This is a genomic window from Gemmatimonadota bacterium (genome assembly GCA_016714015.1).
Lineage (GTDB): Bacteria > Gemmatimonadota > Gemmatimonadetes > Gemmatimonadales > Gemmatimonadaceae > Pseudogemmatithrix.
Genome location: JADJNZ010000001.1, coordinates 1,148,877 through 1,164,932, shown reverse-complemented (window position 1 = coordinate 1,164,932; position 16,056 = coordinate 1,148,877). Strand labels below are relative to the sequence as shown.

The window sequence follows — 16,056 nt, the reverse complement described above, 5'->3', positions numbered from 1 at the left end:
CGTCCGGCCCCGATGAGCGAACTCGTCCCCGCGCCGATGGCCGAGGTGGGCGACCTCGACGCGCGTCTGCGGTTCCTCACCGAGCTCGCGCGAAGACTCCACATCGCCGGGGTGAGTTCCCAGCGACTCGAGGGCGCGGTGCGCGCCACCGCGCAGGCGATGCACGTGAGCGCGGAGGTCTGGAGCACGCCGACCGGGCTGCTCCTTTCGCTCGCCGACGCTGACGTGCTCCATGGGACGCAGCAGACGCGGGTGCTGCGGCTCGATCCCGGGCAGGTCGACCTGCGCGCGCTCGTCCAGCTCGACCGGATCGCCGAGGAGGTGATCGGCGGCCGGCGGACGGTGGAGCAGGCGTGGGAGACGATGCGCGCACTCGACCGCGCCGACCGTCCCGGCGAGCGCCTGCAGGTGATCGGTGCGTTCGGCCTCGCGTCGGGTGCGGTCGCCGGCTTGCTCGGCACGGGATGGCTCGACATCGGCGTCGCGCTCGTGCTCGGGGTGATCATCGGGTGGTTGGCGGTGCTGAGTGCGACGCGTCCGCATCTGGCCGCGGCGAGCGAAGCGGTCGCGGCGATCGTCGCGACAACGCTGGCGACGGCCTTCGCCCACTTCGTCGCGCCGATCTCCCTGCAGACCGTGATCGTCTCGGCGCTGATCGTGCTCATGCCCGGGCTCTCGCTCACGACCGCGGTGACCGAGCTCGCGACGCAGCAGCTCGTCACGGGGACGGCGCGCTTCGCTGGCGCGCTCACGGTGCTGCTCAAGATGACGTTCGGCTCGGTGGCGGCGACGCAGGTGCTCGCCGCGCTCGGGTGGACGTCGGGTGCGCCGGCGCCGATCGAGATGCCGATGCTCGTCGAAGTGGTCGCGGCGGTCGCGGCCGCGGGGAGCTTCGCGATCCTCTTCCAGGCTTCGCGACGCGACGTCCCGCTCGTGATGGGGTCCGCGATCCTCGGCTACGTGCTGACGCGCCTCGCAGGGAACGTCCTCACGTTCGGGGACGGGACCTTCGCGGGCGGCGTCTTCTTCGCCTCGCTCACCCTCGCCGCGCTCGCGAACCTCTACGGCCGCTTCGCGGGGCGTCCCGGCGCGCTGGTGCGCCTGCCGGGGATCATGCTGCTCGTGCCGGGCAGCGTGGGGTTCCGAGCGCTCGGCTTCGTGATGGAGAAGGACTACACCGTGGGGTTCGACACGCTCGTCGCGGTGCTCGCCGCGCTCCTCGCGCTGACGGCGGGACTCTTGTTCGGGGCGCTGCTCGTGCCGCCCAGGAGGTATCTGTGATCCGCCTGCGTCCGGCAACGTTGGTGGCGGTGATCCTCGGTGCCTCGGCGAGCCTCGCCGGGGCGCAGGGCGCGCCGCGCACGCTCCCCCTCACCCCCGGCATGGTGATCACCGAGTCGGTGCGCATCCGCCCGGGCCTGTATCGGCTCCCGGCACCGGCCTCGCTCGATTCGGCGCTCGTCGTCGTGCGCGGCAGCGGCGTGGTGGTCGACATGCGCGGGGTGCGGCTCGAAGGGACCGCGGTGGACGCCGACCCCGATCAGGCCGCCGGTGTGGCGGTGCGCATCGACGGTGGCGAGGGCGTCGAGCTCCGCGGCGCGACGATCCGCGGCTATCGCATCGCCGTGCTCGTGCGCGGCACGCGGCACCTCACGCTCCGCGACAACGACCTCTCGCACAACTGGAAGCCGCGCCTCTTCTCGCAGGTCGGGCACGAGAGCCTCGTCGACTGGCTCTCCTTCCACCAGAACGAGAAGCGCGAGTGGATGCGATTCGGCGCGGCGATCTACCTCGAGGACGTGATCGGCGGGACGATCCGCGGGAACAGGGCGGAGCAGGGGATGAACGCGCTGCTGATGACGCGGACGGATTCCGTGTTGGTCGAGGAGAACATCTTCGCGTTCAACTCCGGACTCGGGATCGGCATGTACCGCTCGAGCCACGATGTGATCGCGCGCAACCGCCTCGACTACAACGTGCGCGGCTACTCGCACGGCTGGTTCCGGCGAGGACAGGACTCAGCCGGTCTCCTGATGTACGAGCAGAGTTCGGGGAACCTGGTCGCCTGGAACTCGGTCACGCACTCCGGCGACGGGCTCTTCCTGTGGGCCGGACAGTCGACGATGGACACCGGCGAGGGTGGGGCGAACGACAACTCCTTCTTCGGCAATGACTTCTCGTTCGCCCCCACGAACGGCATCGAAGCGACGTTCAGCCGCAACATGTTCTTCTCCAATGTGGTGGAGGGGAACGATCACGGTCTCTGGGGCGGCTACAGCTTCGGCAGCCTGATCGTCGGGAACTGCTTCGCACGCAACCGAGTGGGGGTCGCGATCGAGCACGGCCAGGAGAACGCGATCCAACGCAACGTCTTCGACGGCGACACGACCGCGATCTATCTCTGGGCCAATCCGGTCGAACCGTCGGACTGGGTCTATCCTCGGAAGCGCGACACGCGCAGTCGCGACTACGTGATCTCGCGGAACATCCTCGCCGGCAATGTCACGCCGTGGCGCGTGAGCCAGACGGCGCCACTGGACTCGACGGCGAATACCGTCGTCGCCAGCACGCCGCGGTGCGCCGTGGCATCTCGACTCGAGTCGGCGACCTTCGGCGAACTCGCCGGTCTGGTGGATCAGGTGATCGGGCGCGGACCGTCGGCCATCCCCGCCGCCCCGTGGCCCCGCCGCGACCGCTCGGCCATCGTCGTCGACGAGTGGGGCCCGTTCGACTGGCGCTCGCCCAAGCTCTGGCCTGCCGACACCATGCGCGATGCGGTGCCGCTGCGCACGCTCGGACCCGCCGGTCGCTGGCGTGTGGTCGCGATGGAGGGCGTCCGCGGTGTCTCGGCGCGTGCCGGACGCATCGGCGACACGCTCGTGGTGCGTCCGCAGGAGGACCGCGAGCACGACTGGGTGGTGACGCTCGAGTACGTGGGCGCGGCCACGCGGTCGCCCCGTGGCGTGCGGTCCGCGGCCGGCGTGCCGGTGCGATTCGCGTTCGAACGGCGCGCGCCACGGACCGACTGGCGCGTGCGCTACTTCGCGTGGACCGACACGCTGCAGGATCCGCCGCGCCGCGGCGGGAATCTCGAGGCGATCCTCGCCGGCACGCCGCTCCTCGAGCGGCGGGACGCGCGGCTCGACCATCAATGGTTCCGGCCGCGGTTCGGGCTGCCGCAGGAGCGTTGGGCGCTCGAAGCACGCGCGACGATCGACGTGCCGGCCGGAGCGCATCTCCTGCGCGTCATCAGCGATGATGCGGCGCGCGTGATCGTGGACGGTGCGACCGTCGCCGAGCGCCGTGAGCCCGGCGGCTCCGAGGTGATGTACGCGGGACTCACCCCGGGGAAGCATGACGTCGTGGTCCAGTACTACCAGCTGACGGGATGGACCGAGCTGCGGGTGGATGTGGTGCGCGGGACCAACCGTTCGACGGGGTCCGCCGGACCGCATTGAGGGCACGGGATCCCCGGCGTCGGGCTCGTCCGGGGCACCGTGGGTCGGGTATCATTCCCCAGGTCTCACCTCTCCAATCCGAACCTCCGCATGCGCCGACTCCTTCTCGTACTGCCGCTCGTTGCCGCCCTCGCATTTGTCGCCTGCACCGAATCGGGACCCATGGCCCCGGACATCGAGACCGCGAACTTCGCGGCGTCGCTCGGCGTAGACCTCGCGAACTCCACCAAGACGTCCACCGGGCTCTACTACCGGGACATCACCGTGGGGAGCGGCGCGACCGTGCCTGCCACCGGGGTCGTCTCCCTGACCAACGCGTACGTGGGCTACCTGCGCTCGGGGCTCGAGTTCGACAGCGGCACGTTCACCTTCAACACCGGGACGGGCGCGGTCATCCCCGGCTACGACGAGGGCGTGCGCGGCATGCGCGTCGGTGGCGTTCGGCAGGTGATCATCCCGCCGCATCTGGGCTATGGCAGTTCCGGCACCGGTGGTATCCCGGGGAACTCCATCCTCGTCTTCAACATAACGCTGAACAGCATCAACTGACCGTCCGGCCAGCGGTTCGGCCCGGTCGAGCGTACAGCGTATACAGACCCCAAACGGGAGCGCATGCGATGGCGAAGGCACAGGGTACGAATCCCGGACCCATCCGGCGCTTCGAGGCGAGCGAGTGGCGCAAGATCATCGGCCGCTACTCCGGTCCGGACGCGATCCGCTCCATGCGCCAGGTGGTGGTGACGCTCGGCCTCCTCTGCGCCGCGCTCTGGGTCGCGCACTGGCTCATGGGCCGCGCGCCCTGGGCGGCCGTGCTCATGATCCTCCCGATCACGGGAATGCTGACGCGCACGTTCATCATCATGCATGACTGCGCCCACGGCAGCTTCCTGCCGTGGAACAAGGCGAACGACACCGTCGGGTTCGTCACCGGCGTGCTCACCTTCACGCCCTTCGCGCAGTGGCGTCGCGAGCACGCGATCCACCACGCCTCGGCGGGTGACCTCGATCATCGCGGCTTCGGGGACATCACGACGCTGACGGTCGAGGAGTACGGCAAGCTCTCCCGCTTCGGGCAGCTCAAGTACCGCATGTACCGTCATCCGTTCGTGCTCTTCGGCATCGGGCCACTGCACCTGATGCTCCTGCAGCGCTTCAAGCTCAACGGCCCCGCCACCGGTGCCAAGCAGCAGTGGAACATCTGGATGACCAACTTCGCGCTCGTGGGCCTCACCTGGCTCTTCGTGCTCGTCGCCGGGTGGAAGTCGGTCTTCCTCATCTATTATCCCGCGATGTACCTCGCTGGCGCGTTCGGCATCTGGCTCTTCTACGTGCAGCACCAGTTCGAAGAGGCGTACTGGGAGCGCGGGCAGCACTGGGACTATGCGACCGCGGCGATCACCGGTTCGTCGCACCTGCGCCTCCCCGGCTGGATGAACTGGTTCACGGGGCACATCGGCCTGCACCATGTGCATCACCTCGGCCCCAAGATCCCGAACTATCGGCTCAAGCGCGCGCACGAGGAGAATCCGATCTTCACCGAGGCGCCGGTCCTGACCTTCTGGACCGCGTGGCGCTCGCTCCGGCTCACGCTGTGGGACGAAGCGAACAAGCGGATGATCGGGTTCCGGGATCTGCGGCGGATGCAGGGGCACGCGGCACCTCAGGCGGGGTGAGCGCGCGACTTCCGGAGACGCGCGACACTCTTGTCGCGGCGCTGGCCTCGGATGAGGAAGCCGACCGGGGACGCGCGCTCGACCTCATCTGCCGCGTCTATCGCGCGCCCGTGGCTGCGCTGCTCGGGTTGCGCTGGCATCTCGAGCCCGAGGATGCGGAGGATCTCACCCATGACTTCCTCGCGTCGGCCGTCGAGAAGGGATGGTTCCGCCGCTACGATCCGGCGCGCGGTCGATTCCGGCCCTTCCTGCGTGGGTGTCTCGACGAGTTCGTGCGCTCGGCGCGCCGGGATGCGCGCCGACTCAAGCGCGGCGGCGCCGTCGAACACCTCTCCCTCGATGAGGTCGAGCCCCTGCTCGGGGCGCCGGACGAGATCGAACGCCACTTCGAGCGCGAGTGGGCGCGGAGCGTCCTCGCGATCGCGGTCGAGCGGCTACGCGAGGAATGTCTCGCAGAGGACAAGGACGTCGCCTGGCGGCTCTATGCGCGCTACGACCTGACTGACCTCCCGGACGCTGAGCGCCCTACGTACGCGTCACTCGCCGTCGAGCACGGCGAACCCGTCACTCAGGTGACGAACCATCTCGCCTGGGCACGGCGCCGGATGCGCGAGCACGTGCTGGCGACGCTGCGACTGTTGACGGGGGGAGAGGCCGAGTATCGCGACGAGGTGCGCGCGCTCACGGGCGAGGCTCCGTGAGCGACAGGGTCGCCTCGCCACCTATCGCCGACGGCGCTCTTGCGCGTATTCGCGAGCAACTCGCGGTCCCCGCGCGTATCGCCGACCGCTACGTGCTCTCCGGGTTGATTGGCCGCGGCGGGATGGGTGAGGTCCATCGGGCGGTGGACGAGCGGCTCGGCCGCGAGGTCGCGATCAAGCTCCTCGCGCGAGAATCCTCGGCGGGCGTGAATGCTGAACGTCTCCTCCGCGAGTCGCGAATCCTCGCACGCCTCGAGCACCCGGGCATCGTCGCCATCCATGACGCGGGCCTGCTCGAGGATGGTCGCGCGTACTACGTGATGCGCCTCATCGACGGGGCCCGCCTCGACCACCACGCGCGGTCGGGGATCTCGAGGAGCGAACTGCTCCGCACGCTGCGCCGCGTTGCCGAAGCGGTGGCGTTCGCGCATGGACAGGGCATCGTGCATCGCGACCTCAAGCCCGGGAACGTCATGATCGGGCGGTTCGGCGAGGTGCTCGTCCTCGACTGGGGCGTGGCGAAGCTGCTCGGCGAGGAGTCGCCGATCCACTCGGCTTCGAGCCCGTGCATCGTGAACGTCGAGTCAGTGATGGATGCGCCTCGTGACCTCACCGCCGCCGGCACGGCCGTGGGCACCCCTGGCTACATGGCGCCGGAACAGGCGGCCGGAGCGGCGGTGGATGCGCGCGCGGACGTCTATTCGCTCGGTGTGATGCTCCGCGAGGCGCTCGCGGTGCACGACGACCCGGTGCCGCGGGCCCTCAAGGCGGTCGTGACGCGCGCGACGGACCCGGAGGCGGTCCGCCGGTATCCCGACGTGCTCGCCTTCGCCGACGATCTGCGCCGATGGCTGGACGGGGAGCCCGTTTCGGCACACCATGAGGGGCCGCTCGAGGTCGCCTGGCGGTTCGCGCGTCGGCATCAGGTCGCGATCCTCCTGCTCCTGACGTATGCGGCGGTACGGACGGTGATCCTCTTCTGGAGGGGGATCTGACGGGATCCAAAGGATGGCGCACCGAACGGCAGAAGGGACGGAACGGGGCGCATGTCGCGTCGCCGTACTCTCTGGAGGCGAGATGAACAAGGTGTTGCTGGGATTGCTGCTCGGCACGGTGCTCGGTGCGCTCGACGGACTCACGGCTCTCGTCTCGGCGCCGGAGGTGGCAACGCAGATCGTGGGGATCGTGCTCGGCTCGATGAGCAAGGGACTCGTGGCCGGGCTGTTGATCGGCTGGTTCTCGCGCAAGGTGAGCAACCTCACGGCCGGCGTGCTCTTCGGGTTGGCGATGGGCGCGCTCTTCGCCCTGCCGTTCGCCATGGCGAAGGATCCGAGCACGGGCGCCGTCTACTTCTGGGAGATCCTCATCCCGGGATCGCTGGTGGGCCTCATCGTCGGCTTCGCGACGCAGCGGTATGGCGTGCGCGCGCCGGCGAAGGCGTAGGAGGCTCCGGTGGCCGACCCGAATGCGGAGACCCAGTCGATGATCGCGAACCTCAAGGCCAAGACGGGGAAGGATCTCGACGCGTGGAAGAAGCTCGCGCAGACGAGCGCGGAGACGAAGCACGGGAAGATCGTGGCGTACCTCAAGACCGAGCATGGGCTGGGGCACGGGTACGCGAATCTCGTCGCGCACATGTACCTCGACACGGGGGCGATCAACGCCGACGTCGGCGACCTGGTCGCGGAGCAGTACGCGGGGGCGAAGGCCACCCTCAAGCCGTGGTACGACGCGCTGGCGAAGGCGATCGGCGGCTTCGGCCCCGATGTCGAGTTCGCCCCGAAGAAGGCGTACGTCAGCCTGCGTCGGGCGAAGCAGTTCGGTCTCATCCAGCCCTCCACCGCGACGCGGATGGACGTCGGGCTCGTGCTGAAGGGTGTCGCCGCCTCGGGACGGCTCGAGTCGGCCGGCAGTTGGAACAGCATGTGCACCCATCGCGTGCGGCTGGAGGATGCCACGGGGGCTGACGACGAACTCATCGCCTGGCTCCGGCAGGCCTACGGGGCCGCAGGTTGATCGTCCCAGCTTTCTGGGCCGAGGGCCGCGTCCACGAGAGACGCGACGGGAAGCAGGTCACCATCCGTCGCTTCGGCTGGTCGGACGAGAGCCAGGCCGCCGCGCAGGCGCACGCCGATGACCGCGCCCGCGAGGCGTTCGCCGCGTTCAAGGCGAGCGGGACGACGGCCCGCTTCGAGTACAAGCGCGCCTACAATGGCGCTGACGGCGTGCCCATCCGCGAGGAGATCCTCGAGCGGCACGGCGAGACGATCATCACGCGCAACAGCTACGGCGCGCGCTGCCTCAACACGCCGAACGTGCTCTTCGCCGACGTCGACGTGCGCACCGAGGGGTTCGCGGCCACGATGCGCAACACCTTCGGCGGCCTGCTGCGATTCGTCGCACCGAAGTTGGCACAGGATCCGTGGGTCGCCGCCGAGGAGCGCATCCGCTCCTGGGCGGCGAGCCAACCGCGCGCCCGGTGGCGGCTCTACCGGACGCCGGCGGGGTTCCGGCTCCTCGCGGTGCACCGCACGTATGCCAGCGACGATCCCCAGGTCGCACAGTGCTTCGACGCGCTCGGCGTGGATCCCATCTACGACATGATGTGCACGCGGCAGCGCTGCTTCCGCGCGCGTGTGAGTCCCAAGCCTTGGCGTGTGGGCATCAGCACGCACCTGGGACCGGCGAACGCGGCTTGGCCGATCAAGCCCGAGCGGATGCCGCAGCGCGAAGGGTGGGTGGCCATGTACGAACGGGCCTCGAAGGGGCACGCGAGCTGCCGCTTCGTCGCGGAATTCGGCGAGGGGCCCGTCGATCCGCAGGCCGACGCGGTCCGGGCGCTGCATGACGAGATCTCCGGTGCCGAACGGGACCTGCCGCTGGCCTGAGCAGGGCGCGGCGGGCGGGAGCATGCGAGGGACCGGGCCGTCGAGGTTATCTTTACCGATGCCCTCTCGCCCCGAAGGACCCATGGCCGGTTTCACGTCGCTCGACCTCGACCCGCGCGTGCTCACCGCGCTCACCGCGCTGGGCTACGAGGAGCCGACGCCCATCCAGAGCGCGGCGATCCCGCCGATGCTCGCCGGGCGCGACGTGCTCGCCCAGGCTGCGACGGGGACGGGCAAGACGGCCGCCTTCGCGCTCCCGCTCCTCCACAAGCTCTCCCCCGATGCGCCGCCGCGCGAACGCACCGCGGCGCTCGTGCTCGTGCCCACGCGCGAACTCGCCATGCAGGTCGCCGAGGCGATCCATCGCTACGGCAAGGGACTCGGCGCGGTGGCGGTGCCCATCTACGGCGGCGCGTCGATGGAGACGCAGATCCGCTCGCTCAAGCGCGGCGCGGACGTCGTCATCGCCACGCCGGGCCGGGCCCTCGATCACATCCGCCGCAAGACGGTGCACCTCGCGCACGTCAAGATGGTCGTGCTCGACGAGGCCGACGAGATGCTCGACATGGGATTCGCCGAGGACCTCGAGGCGATCCTCGCCGCGACGCCGGCGGAGAAGCAGGTCGCGCTCTTCTCGGCGACCCTCGCCCCGCGCATCGCCGAGATCGCCAAGAAGCACCTGCGCGATCCGCAGGTGATCAGGATCGACACCGCCGCGGTGAAGGCGGGGAACGTCGCGAAGGTGCGGCAGATCGCGTACGTCGTCTCGCGCGCACACAAGCAGGCCGCGCTGGCGCGGATCCTCGACGTGGAGCAGCCGTCGAGTGCGATCGTCTTCTGCCGCACGCGCACCGAGGTGGACGAACTCACCGAGACGCTCAACGGGCGCGGCTACCACGCCGAGGCGCTGCATGGCGGGCTCTCGCAGGAGCAGCGTGATCGCGTGATGAAGAAGTTCCGCGCACACACGAGCGAGCTGCTCATCGCGACCGACGTCGCGGCGCGCGGGCTCGACGTCTCCCATGTCTCGCACGTCTTCAACTACGACGTGCCGTCGGCGACGGAGAGCTATGTCCATCGCATCGGCCGTACGGGGCGTGCCGGGCGCGCGGGGATCGCGATCACGCTCGCCGAGCCGCGCGAGCACTGGATGCTCAAGAACATCGAGCGCGTCACGAAGGTGCCGATCGAGGTCGCGCAGCTCCCGACGGTCGCCGACCTCAAGTCGCGGCGGATGGAGCTCACGCAGGCCGCGCTGCGCGAGGTGATCCTCGGCGGCGGACTCGAGCAGTGGCGGCCGGTGGTGGCCGCGCTCGCCGAGGAGTTCGAGCTGATGGACATCGCGGCGGCGGCGATCAAGCAGACTGCGGGCGAACCGGACAAGAACGAACCGGAGATCCCGACGGCCGCGACCCACAAGGAGAAGCACCCGGCGCGCGAGCGCGAGGCGGTGCGGAAGGAGCGGAAGCTCGAGAAGGTGGCGAAGGAGGGCCCGAAGGCGAAGCGTCCGACGCCAGGGTGGGAGGTCGCGAAGCTCTACGTCGGTGCGGGCCGGAAGCTCAAGATCCGGCCGGGCGACCTCGTCGGCGCCATCACGAACGAACTCGGGCTCGATTCGAGCGCGATCGGCGCGATCACCATCTGGGACCGCCACTCGATCGTCGAGGTGCCGGCGAACATGGCCGACACGATCGTCGCCGGACTGAACGCGACGACGATCAAGGGGAAGAAGCTGCAGGTGCGGCGGGACAGGGCAGGCTGAAGGCTCAAGGGCGAAGGGTGAAGGGTGCGACTCCTTCCTCCTTCACCCTTCCTCCTTCATCATCGAGGCGCCCGCAGCGACGCCTTCATCTGCCGCCCGAGCAGCGAGATCATGAGCGAGTCGAAGGTCGCCGCGTCCGGCTGATCGGCGGCGAGCGGGTTCCCCGGCGCTGGCCGCACTGCCACCGTCCGCGCCGCGTCCTTCGCGACCACGGTCCCCCACCAGGCGCCCGCCGAGTCCGGCGGGACGGCATCCCAGCCGGCATTCGAGAAGACGCGGACGACGAGCAGCGGCTCGGCGACCAGTGACGAATCGCCCCGGATGAGCCGCATGCGAAGCTCCCGCTCGAGGCCCTGGACCGGCGCGGTGATCGAATCGGTCGTGCGATAGCGCCCCGCCCAGAGCGCCGGCAGCTCGAGCCCCACGCCGCTCGGCTCGTGCGCGAAGATGTGCGCGTCGGCCGGGGTCGCCGGGACCTCGCTCTGCGGGGCCTTCTCGCCGCAGGCGAGGAGGAGGGCGCCGACGAGCGTCGCGACGAGGACGGGGGGGCGGCGCCGGGACGGGCGGGCGGGGCGGGGGACCATGGGCGGTTGCTCCGGAGATGAGGACGTATCCTATGGACGAGCGGCCCCCCCAACGCTTTTCGGACCCCCTGTGTCCAACCCCGCGTCACCGATGACGACCTCAGCCATCGCCCTCCACGCACCGGACCCGGGATCGGACGATCCGGGCCTCATCGTCCGCATCCTCGCGGGCGATCGGATCGCCGCGCGGATGCTCTACGACCGGCACGCCAGGCGCGTGCATCGGCTCGCCTATCGCATCTGCGGCGACGAGGAGCTGGCGTGCGACCTGGTGCAGGACGTCTTCGTCCGGGCCTTCGCGCAGCTCGCGACCTTCCGCGGCGAGTCGGCCTTCACGACGTGGTTGCACCGGATCGCCGTCACCACCGCGCTCAACTCCATGCGGAAGGTGAAACGGATCCGTGAGCGGGAGGAGGTGCTGGAGGATGCGGATGCGCACGCCGCGCCGGCGCGCGAAGCGGATCCGGATCTCACGGCTCGACTGCACGCGGCGATCGACGCGCTGCCCGACGGCCTGCGGATGACGGTGCTATTGCACGACCTCGAGGGCTACACCCACGCCGAGATCGGTACGATGCTCGGCGTGGCCGAAGGGACCAGCAAGGCACGCCTGTTCGAGGCGAGGGCGCGACTGCGCGAATCGCTGCAGGACTTCAGAACATGACTTCAGATGACGGCGGACCGATGACGCACGATCCGATGGACGACCACCTGGATGACCTGATGCGGACGGCGCGCGAGAGCTATCGCGTCCCCCCGGCCGCGGATCTCGACGCGCTCTGGCCGCGCATCGAGGCCGAGCATTTCGACGCCCCGCGCGCGCTCGCGCCGGTCGGCGCGGAGGTGCTCGTGCTCGACGCCACGCCCAGCCGCCGGCACCGCCGCGGCTGGCTGGCGCCGGCCGCGGGCCTCGCGGCCACGCTGCTCATCGGCGTGGGGATCGGACGGTTCACCGCCACCCCGATCGTGATCGCGCCACCGATGGTCGGCGACCTGTCGCCCGCGCTGACGCCGACGGCCGGGAACGTCGCCGAGCCCTTGCAGCGCGCCACCTACGAGTACGTTGCCCGCACGGTCGCGCTCCTCGACTCGCTGCCCCGCACGCGATCGGCCGGGCTCGGCGGCGACGCGCGCTTCGTCGCCGACGCGCAGCAACTGCTCAGCACCACGCGACTCCTGCTCGACTCCCCCGCCGCCACCGATCCCAAGCTGCGCGCGCTGCTCGAGGACCTCGAACTCGTCCTCGCGCAGGTCGCGAGCCTTCGCCCGGCGCCCCGCGCCGACGAACTGACCTTCATCGCCGAGGCGATGTCCGAACGCGACGTCGTGCCGCGCCTGCGGACCGTCGCCGCGACCTACATCGCCTCCGGATACTGAGGAACCCATGACCATCCGATCCCTTCTCCTGATCGCCGCCCTCCCCGTCGCGCTCGCTGCGCAGCAGTCGGGGTGGACGCCCGCGCCACCGGTCGCGCCCGCGGCCCCCGCGCCGTCGCCCGTGCCGCCTGTTCCGTCCGGGGCCCGCACCGCGCCGACCCCGCGCGCGCTCGTCGCGAGCACCTGGGCACAGTCAGCCGACGAGGCCCGACTCCCGCGCTTCGCCGCGGACTTCCCGCAGGACCCCGCCGACTCCGTCTATCGCGCGGCGCGTACGCAGCTCAATCGCGGCGAGTGGCGTCGCTCGGCGACCCTCTTCGGGCAGGTCGCCGCGCGGCAGCCGGCGTCGGCGTACGCCGCCGACGCGCTCTACTGGCAGGCCTTCGCGCTCTATCGCATCGGCGGGGTCACGGAACTCCGTGAGGCACTCACGGCGCTCGACGCACGGAAGTCCCGCTTCCCGCGCGCGGGGAACGCCGAAGAGGCGGAGCAGCTCGCGACGCGCGTCGCGGGGGCGCTCGCCGCCCGAGGCGATGCCTCGGCACGCGGCCGGGTGCAGTCACAGGCCACCGCCAGCACTGCCGGAAGCTGCGATAGCGAGGAACTCTCGGTGCGCGCCTCGGCCCTGAGCCAACTAATGCGCAACGATCCGGCGGCCGCGACGCCGATCCTCTCCCGCGTCCTCGACCGGCGTGACGACTGCTCGGTGTCGCTCCGCTCGAGTGCGGTGCACATCCTCGGGCGGAAGGACGACGCGGCGGCGCGTGCCAAGCTCCTCGATGTCGCCAGGAACGATCCGGCGGCCTCGGTGCGCATCGACGCCATCGGGTATCTCGCGGAGGCGAACTCCGACGACGTGGTCGCGACGCTCGACGGCATCGTGCGCAACGAGACCGACGCGAACGTGCAGCGAAGCGCTGTCCGTACCCTCGGGAGCATGACGAACCCGAAGGCGAAGTCGGCCATCCGGGCGCTCGTCGAGCGCACGACCGCACCGGAACGCCTCCGCGTGGAGGCGATCGGGAGCTTCGACCGCCGCGCTGGTGTCTCCACCGGCCTCGGGTTCAGCTACTCCTGCGCCGGTGACTGCGCGGAGGTGTTGCGTGCCGAGCAGTTCGGGCAGAGTCTCAACGCGCTGACCACCGTTCCGGTGGCCCCGGCCGCGCCGCCCGCCCCGGTCGCGCCTGCCGCGCGCCCCGCGCCCGCTCCGCGGCCGGCGCCCACGCCGCGCGCCATGGCATCGGCCGAGGCGCGCTACGAGGCCGAGGCCGTCGTCGCCGAGGAGCGCGCGGCGGCGCTCGCCGACGCGCGTGCGGCAGGTGTGCGCGCCGGGCAGCGCCCCATGGCCTACACGGTGAGTGGCGAAGGCTTCGGCATCGCGCGATGGGATGAGGATGACCGCCGTATCTCGCCAGAGGACGCGGCCTGGCTGCGTGGCGTCTACCCCAAGCTCGAGACCAGCCGCCTCAAGTCGGCCGCCGCGGCCGTGCTCGCCCGGTCGGGGGATGAGGCCACTACGAACTGGCTCACGCAGATGGTCCAGCGCGAGGAGGAGCCAGCCGAGGTGCGCGCGAGCATCCTCTCGCGCCTCGGCCGCGACCTCCCCATCGCGCAGTTGGGCCGTCTCTACGACGGCGCGTCCAGCCGTAGCATGAGGAGCGAGATCGTCTCCCTCCTCGGCCGGCGCGAGGAGCCCGAGGCCACGGACAAGCTCATCGAGATCGTGCGCACGGGCACCGACCCGCAGCTCCGCCGCGCGGCGATCGGCGCCCTCAACAACAAGAAGGACCCGCGCACGACGCAGCTCCTCCTCGAGCTGATCGACAAGTGAACGCGCGGACGGTCGTCCTCGGCGCGGCCGGACTCGGACTGCTCATCGTCCAGGCGGTGCGCGCGCAGGGAGGGACGCTCGAGCGTCGCGTGGCGGCGGTGCGTGACGGGCGCGTGGAGTTCGACTTCCCGTCGCGACCCGATGCCTGCGGCGACGGGCGCGGCTGGTTTCGGGTCGGGCAGGATGCGTGGTATGTTCGCGAGTCGGAGGGGGCCGGACCCGAGCGGGCAGGGAGGGCGTGCGAGACGGGACCGGTCCGCGTCGTGCTGCAGGTGGTCGGGCGCGAGGTCCTGCGCATCGAACGCTACGTGGGACCCCGTGCACACGACTCGACCGCGACCGACCTTGGCGCAGTGGATGTCCGCGAGGCGACGGCGCTGTTGCTCGGCATCGGGCGATCGACCAACGGACGTCCCGCGCGCGAGGCGATCGGCGTGACCGCGCTCGCGAGTGACGCCGCCGCGGTCGACGGGCTCGCGGCGATCGCACGCGACGATGAGCGGTCCCGAGAGGTGCGGCGCGCGGCGCTGGGCGCGCTGCTGCGCCTCGACGGTGCTTCGGCGATCCCGGTGCTCATCGCGATCAGCGACTCCCGCACCGACGGATGGGTCGCTGCTGAGGCGGTTCGGGTCCTTTCGCGCAGTGAGGATCCACGGGCGCGGCGTCAGCTCCGCGGCATCCTCACGGATGCGAAGCGAGACGAGGACCTGCGGGCGATCGCCGCGGGCGGGCTTGGCGATGCGCAAGCGACCGGTGAGGATGCCGCGCTGCTGCGCGAGGCGTTCAAAGGGTTCGCGCAGGAGCGCTCTCGTGACGCGCTCCTCGCGGCAGTGGCGGCGATCGGCGGGCGAGTGAACGCCACGTGGCTCCTCTCGGTCGCGCGCGACGAGACGCTGTCGAGTGCGACCCGGCGTCGCGCCGTCCTCATGGCCGAACGCGCGGGTGCGAGCGGCGTGGATCTGGCCGGCGCCTTCGACGCGGCCGGGGATTCGTCCACCCGCGACGCGCTCATCTCGGCGCTCGCACAGGAAGGATCACGGGCCTCGCGCGACAAGCTCGCGGCGATCGCGCAGGGCACCGAGTCGCCGACGCTCCGTCGGAAGGCGATCACCGCGCTCGAGCGATTCGACTCAGCGGAGACGCGGGAACTGCTGACGACGCTGGCGATGCCGCGGCCGTGAGGCAGGCGGAAGGATGAAGGGTGAAGGATGAAGGACCGCGATGCCGGGATACCGTGACGGCATTCACCCTTCACCCTTCAACCTTCTTCCTCCATTCAGTGCCGCGCGAACGTGCTCCGCTGTCCCGTCGTCGTGAACGCCACCACCTCGTATCGCTGATAGCCTGACACGGGGCCCTGCTCCATCCCGGGCGAACCGACCGGCATGCCGGGCACCGCGATGCCGCGGATCGCGGGCTTCTCCTTGAGCATCCGCTTCACATCGTCAGCGGGCACATGCCCTTCGACGAGATAGTTCGCGACGACGACGGTGTGGCAGCTCTGGAGCGCACCCGGCACGCCGAGTTCGGCCTTCACCTTCGCCAAGTCCTCGGTGTCGATGGTGCGCACCGTGAAGCCGTTGGCGCGCGCATGCTCCACCCAGAGGTGGCAGCAGCCGCACGACGCGCTCTTGTAGACGGTCATGGCGGGAAGCGCCGCGGGGCGGGCCGGCGCCTTGCCCGGTGTGCCCTGCTGAGCGTCCGCGAGGCGCGGGAGCGATGCGCCCAGCGCACCGACGCCGAGCGCGGTGAGGAAATCACGACGATCCATGGTGGTCCTCC

The 16,056-nt window shown here is 70.5% G+C and carries 16 protein-coding genes; 14 read left to right on the top strand and 2 right to left on the bottom strand.

What is annotated here, in order from left to right; genetic code table 11:
* The first annotated feature begins 12 nt into the window (after window positions 1–12).
* From IPJ78_04930 to IPJ78_04885, 10 genes are all read left to right on the top strand, one after another.
* Window positions 13–1,281, top strand: a complete 1,269-nt coding sequence (locus IPJ78_04930; GenBank protein ID MBK7905892.1) for a threonine/serine exporter family protein — start codon at window positions 13–15, stop codon at window positions 1,279–1,281.
* The gene (locus tag IPJ78_04925) at window positions 1,278–3,458 is read left to right on the top strand and encodes a right-handed parallel beta-helix repeat-containing protein (GenBank protein ID MBK7905891.1); all 2,181 of its coding nucleotides are present in this window, start codon (window positions 1,278–1,280) and stop codon (window positions 3,456–3,458) included. The genes IPJ78_04930 and IPJ78_04925 overlap by 4 nt, the downstream gene beginning before the upstream one ends.
* A gap of 90 nt (window positions 3,459–3,548) precedes the next feature.
* Entirely contained in the window at window positions 3,549–4,007 is a 459-nt protein-coding gene (locus IPJ78_04920; GenBank protein MBK7905890.1) for an FKBP-type peptidyl-prolyl cis-trans isomerase, read from the top strand.
* 68 nt (window positions 4,008–4,075) lie between these two features.
* The gene (locus IPJ78_04915) at window positions 4,076–5,131 is read left to right on the top strand and encodes a fatty acid desaturase (protein ID MBK7905889.1); all 1,056 of its coding nucleotides are present in this window, start codon (window positions 4,076–4,078) and stop codon (window positions 5,129–5,131) included.
* A complete protein-coding gene (locus IPJ78_04910; protein MBK7905888.1) occupies window positions 5,128–5,832 on the top strand; it encodes a sigma-70 family RNA polymerase sigma factor in 705 nt (234 codons plus the stop codon). The genes IPJ78_04915 and IPJ78_04910 overlap by 4 nt, the downstream gene beginning before the upstream one ends.
* Window positions 5,829–6,827 (top strand): serine/threonine protein kinase, encoded by a 999-nt coding sequence (locus IPJ78_04905; GenBank protein ID MBK7905887.1) that lies wholly within the window; start codon window positions 5,829–5,831, stop codon window positions 6,825–6,827. The genes IPJ78_04910 and IPJ78_04905 overlap by 4 nt, the downstream gene beginning before the upstream one ends.
* An 82-nt stretch (window positions 6,828–6,909) precedes the next feature.
* Entirely contained in the window at window positions 6,910–7,275 is a 366-nt protein-coding gene (locus IPJ78_04900) for a hypothetical protein (GenBank protein ID MBK7905886.1), read from the top strand.
* A 39-nt stretch (window positions 7,276–7,314) separates the two neighbouring features.
* Complete coding sequence (locus IPJ78_04895; GenBank protein MBK7905885.1) at window positions 7,315–7,848, top strand: DUF4287 domain-containing protein; 534 nt, start codon at window positions 7,315–7,317, stop codon at window positions 7,846–7,848.
* Window positions 7,845–8,720: a hypothetical protein gene (locus IPJ78_04890; GenBank protein ID MBK7905884.1), complete on the top strand. Its 876-nt coding sequence runs from the start codon at window positions 7,845–7,847 to the stop codon at window positions 8,718–8,720. Before IPJ78_04895 ends, IPJ78_04890 begins: the two co-directional genes overlap by 4 nt.
* Before the next feature lie 58 nt (window positions 8,721–8,778).
* Window positions 8,779–10,482, top strand: coding sequence for a DEAD/DEAH box helicase (locus IPJ78_04885; GenBank protein ID MBK7905883.1), 1,704 nt, complete (start codon window positions 8,779–8,781; stop codon window positions 10,480–10,482).
* 59 nt (window positions 10,483–10,541) lie between these two features.
* Here the strand turns inward: IPJ78_04885 and IPJ78_04880 are convergent, their stop codons facing one another.
* Window positions 10,542–11,066 (bottom strand): hypothetical protein, encoded by a 525-nt coding sequence (locus tag IPJ78_04880; GenBank protein MBK7905882.1) that lies wholly within the window; start codon window positions 11,064–11,066, stop codon window positions 10,542–10,544.
* A gap of 91 nt (window positions 11,067–11,157) precedes the next feature.
* Between IPJ78_04880 and IPJ78_04875 the strand changes: the two genes are divergently transcribed.
* Genes IPJ78_04875 through IPJ78_04860 form a run of 4 tightly spaced genes read left to right on the top strand, consistent with a single transcriptional unit; the run spans window position 11,158 to window position 15,455 of the window.
* Complete coding sequence (locus IPJ78_04875; GenBank protein MBK7905881.1) at window positions 11,158–11,730, top strand: sigma-70 family RNA polymerase sigma factor; 573 nt, start codon at window positions 11,158–11,160, stop codon at window positions 11,728–11,730.
* A gap of 20 nt (window positions 11,731–11,750) precedes the next feature.
* Window positions 11,751–12,443 (top strand): hypothetical protein, encoded by a 693-nt coding sequence (locus IPJ78_04870; protein MBK7905880.1) that lies wholly within the window; start codon window positions 11,751–11,753, stop codon window positions 12,441–12,443.
* 7 nt (window positions 12,444–12,450) lie between these two features.
* Window positions 12,451–14,274, top strand: coding sequence for a HEAT repeat domain-containing protein (locus IPJ78_04865; protein ID MBK7905879.1), 1,824 nt, complete (start codon window positions 12,451–12,453; stop codon window positions 14,272–14,274).
* The gene (locus tag IPJ78_04860; protein ID MBK7905878.1) at window positions 14,271–15,455 is read left to right on the top strand and encodes a HEAT repeat domain-containing protein; all 1,185 of its coding nucleotides are present in this window, start codon (window positions 14,271–14,273) and stop codon (window positions 15,453–15,455) included. Before IPJ78_04865 ends, IPJ78_04860 begins: the two co-directional genes overlap by 4 nt.
* Window positions 15,456–15,550: 95 nt before the next feature.
* Here IPJ78_04860 and IPJ78_04855 read toward each other — a convergent pair whose 3' ends face one another.
* Entirely contained in the window at window positions 15,551–16,045 is a 495-nt protein-coding gene (locus IPJ78_04855; protein MBK7905877.1) for a DUF411 domain-containing protein, read from the bottom strand.
* Window positions 16,046–16,056: the final 11 nt, after the last annotated feature.

Bases quoted from the DNA above. Each gene is read 5' to 3' on its own strand.
- IPJ78_04900 (MBK7905886.1), top strand. From the start codon at position 6,910: ATGAACAAGGTGTTGCTGGGATTGCTGCTCGGCACGGTGCTCGGTGCG.
- IPJ78_04875 (MBK7905881.1), top strand. From the start codon at position 11,158: ATGACGACCTCAGCCATCGCCCTCCACGCACCGGACCCGGGATCGGAC.
- IPJ78_04870 (MBK7905880.1), top strand. From the start codon at position 11,751: ATGACGCACGATCCGATGGACGACCACCTGGATGACCTGATGCGGACG.
- IPJ78_04920 (MBK7905890.1), top strand. From the start codon at position 3,549: ATGCGCCGACTCCTTCTCGTACTGCCGCTCGTTGCCGCCCTCGCATTT.
- IPJ78_04895 (MBK7905885.1), top strand. From the start codon at position 7,315: ATGATCGCGAACCTCAAGGCCAAGACGGGGAAGGATCTCGACGCGTGG.
- IPJ78_04865 (MBK7905879.1), top strand. From the start codon at position 12,451: ATGACCATCCGATCCCTTCTCCTGATCGCCGCCCTCCCCGTCGCGCTC.
- IPJ78_04855 (MBK7905877.1), bottom strand. From the start codon at position 16,045: ATGGATCGTCGTGATTTCCTCACCGCGCTCGGCGTCGGTGCGCTGGGC.
- IPJ78_04880 (MBK7905882.1), bottom strand. From the start codon at position 11,066: ATGGTCCCCCGCCCCGCCCGCCCGTCCCGGCGCCGCCCCCCCGTCCTC.
- IPJ78_04915 (MBK7905889.1), top strand. From the start codon at position 4,076: ATGGCGAAGGCACAGGGTACGAATCCCGGACCCATCCGGCGCTTCGAG.
- IPJ78_04930 (MBK7905892.1), top strand. From the start codon at position 13: ATGAGCGAACTCGTCCCCGCGCCGATGGCCGAGGTGGGCGACCTCGAC.
- IPJ78_04885 (MBK7905883.1), top strand. From the start codon at position 8,779: ATGCCCTCTCGCCCCGAAGGACCCATGGCCGGTTTCACGTCGCTCGAC.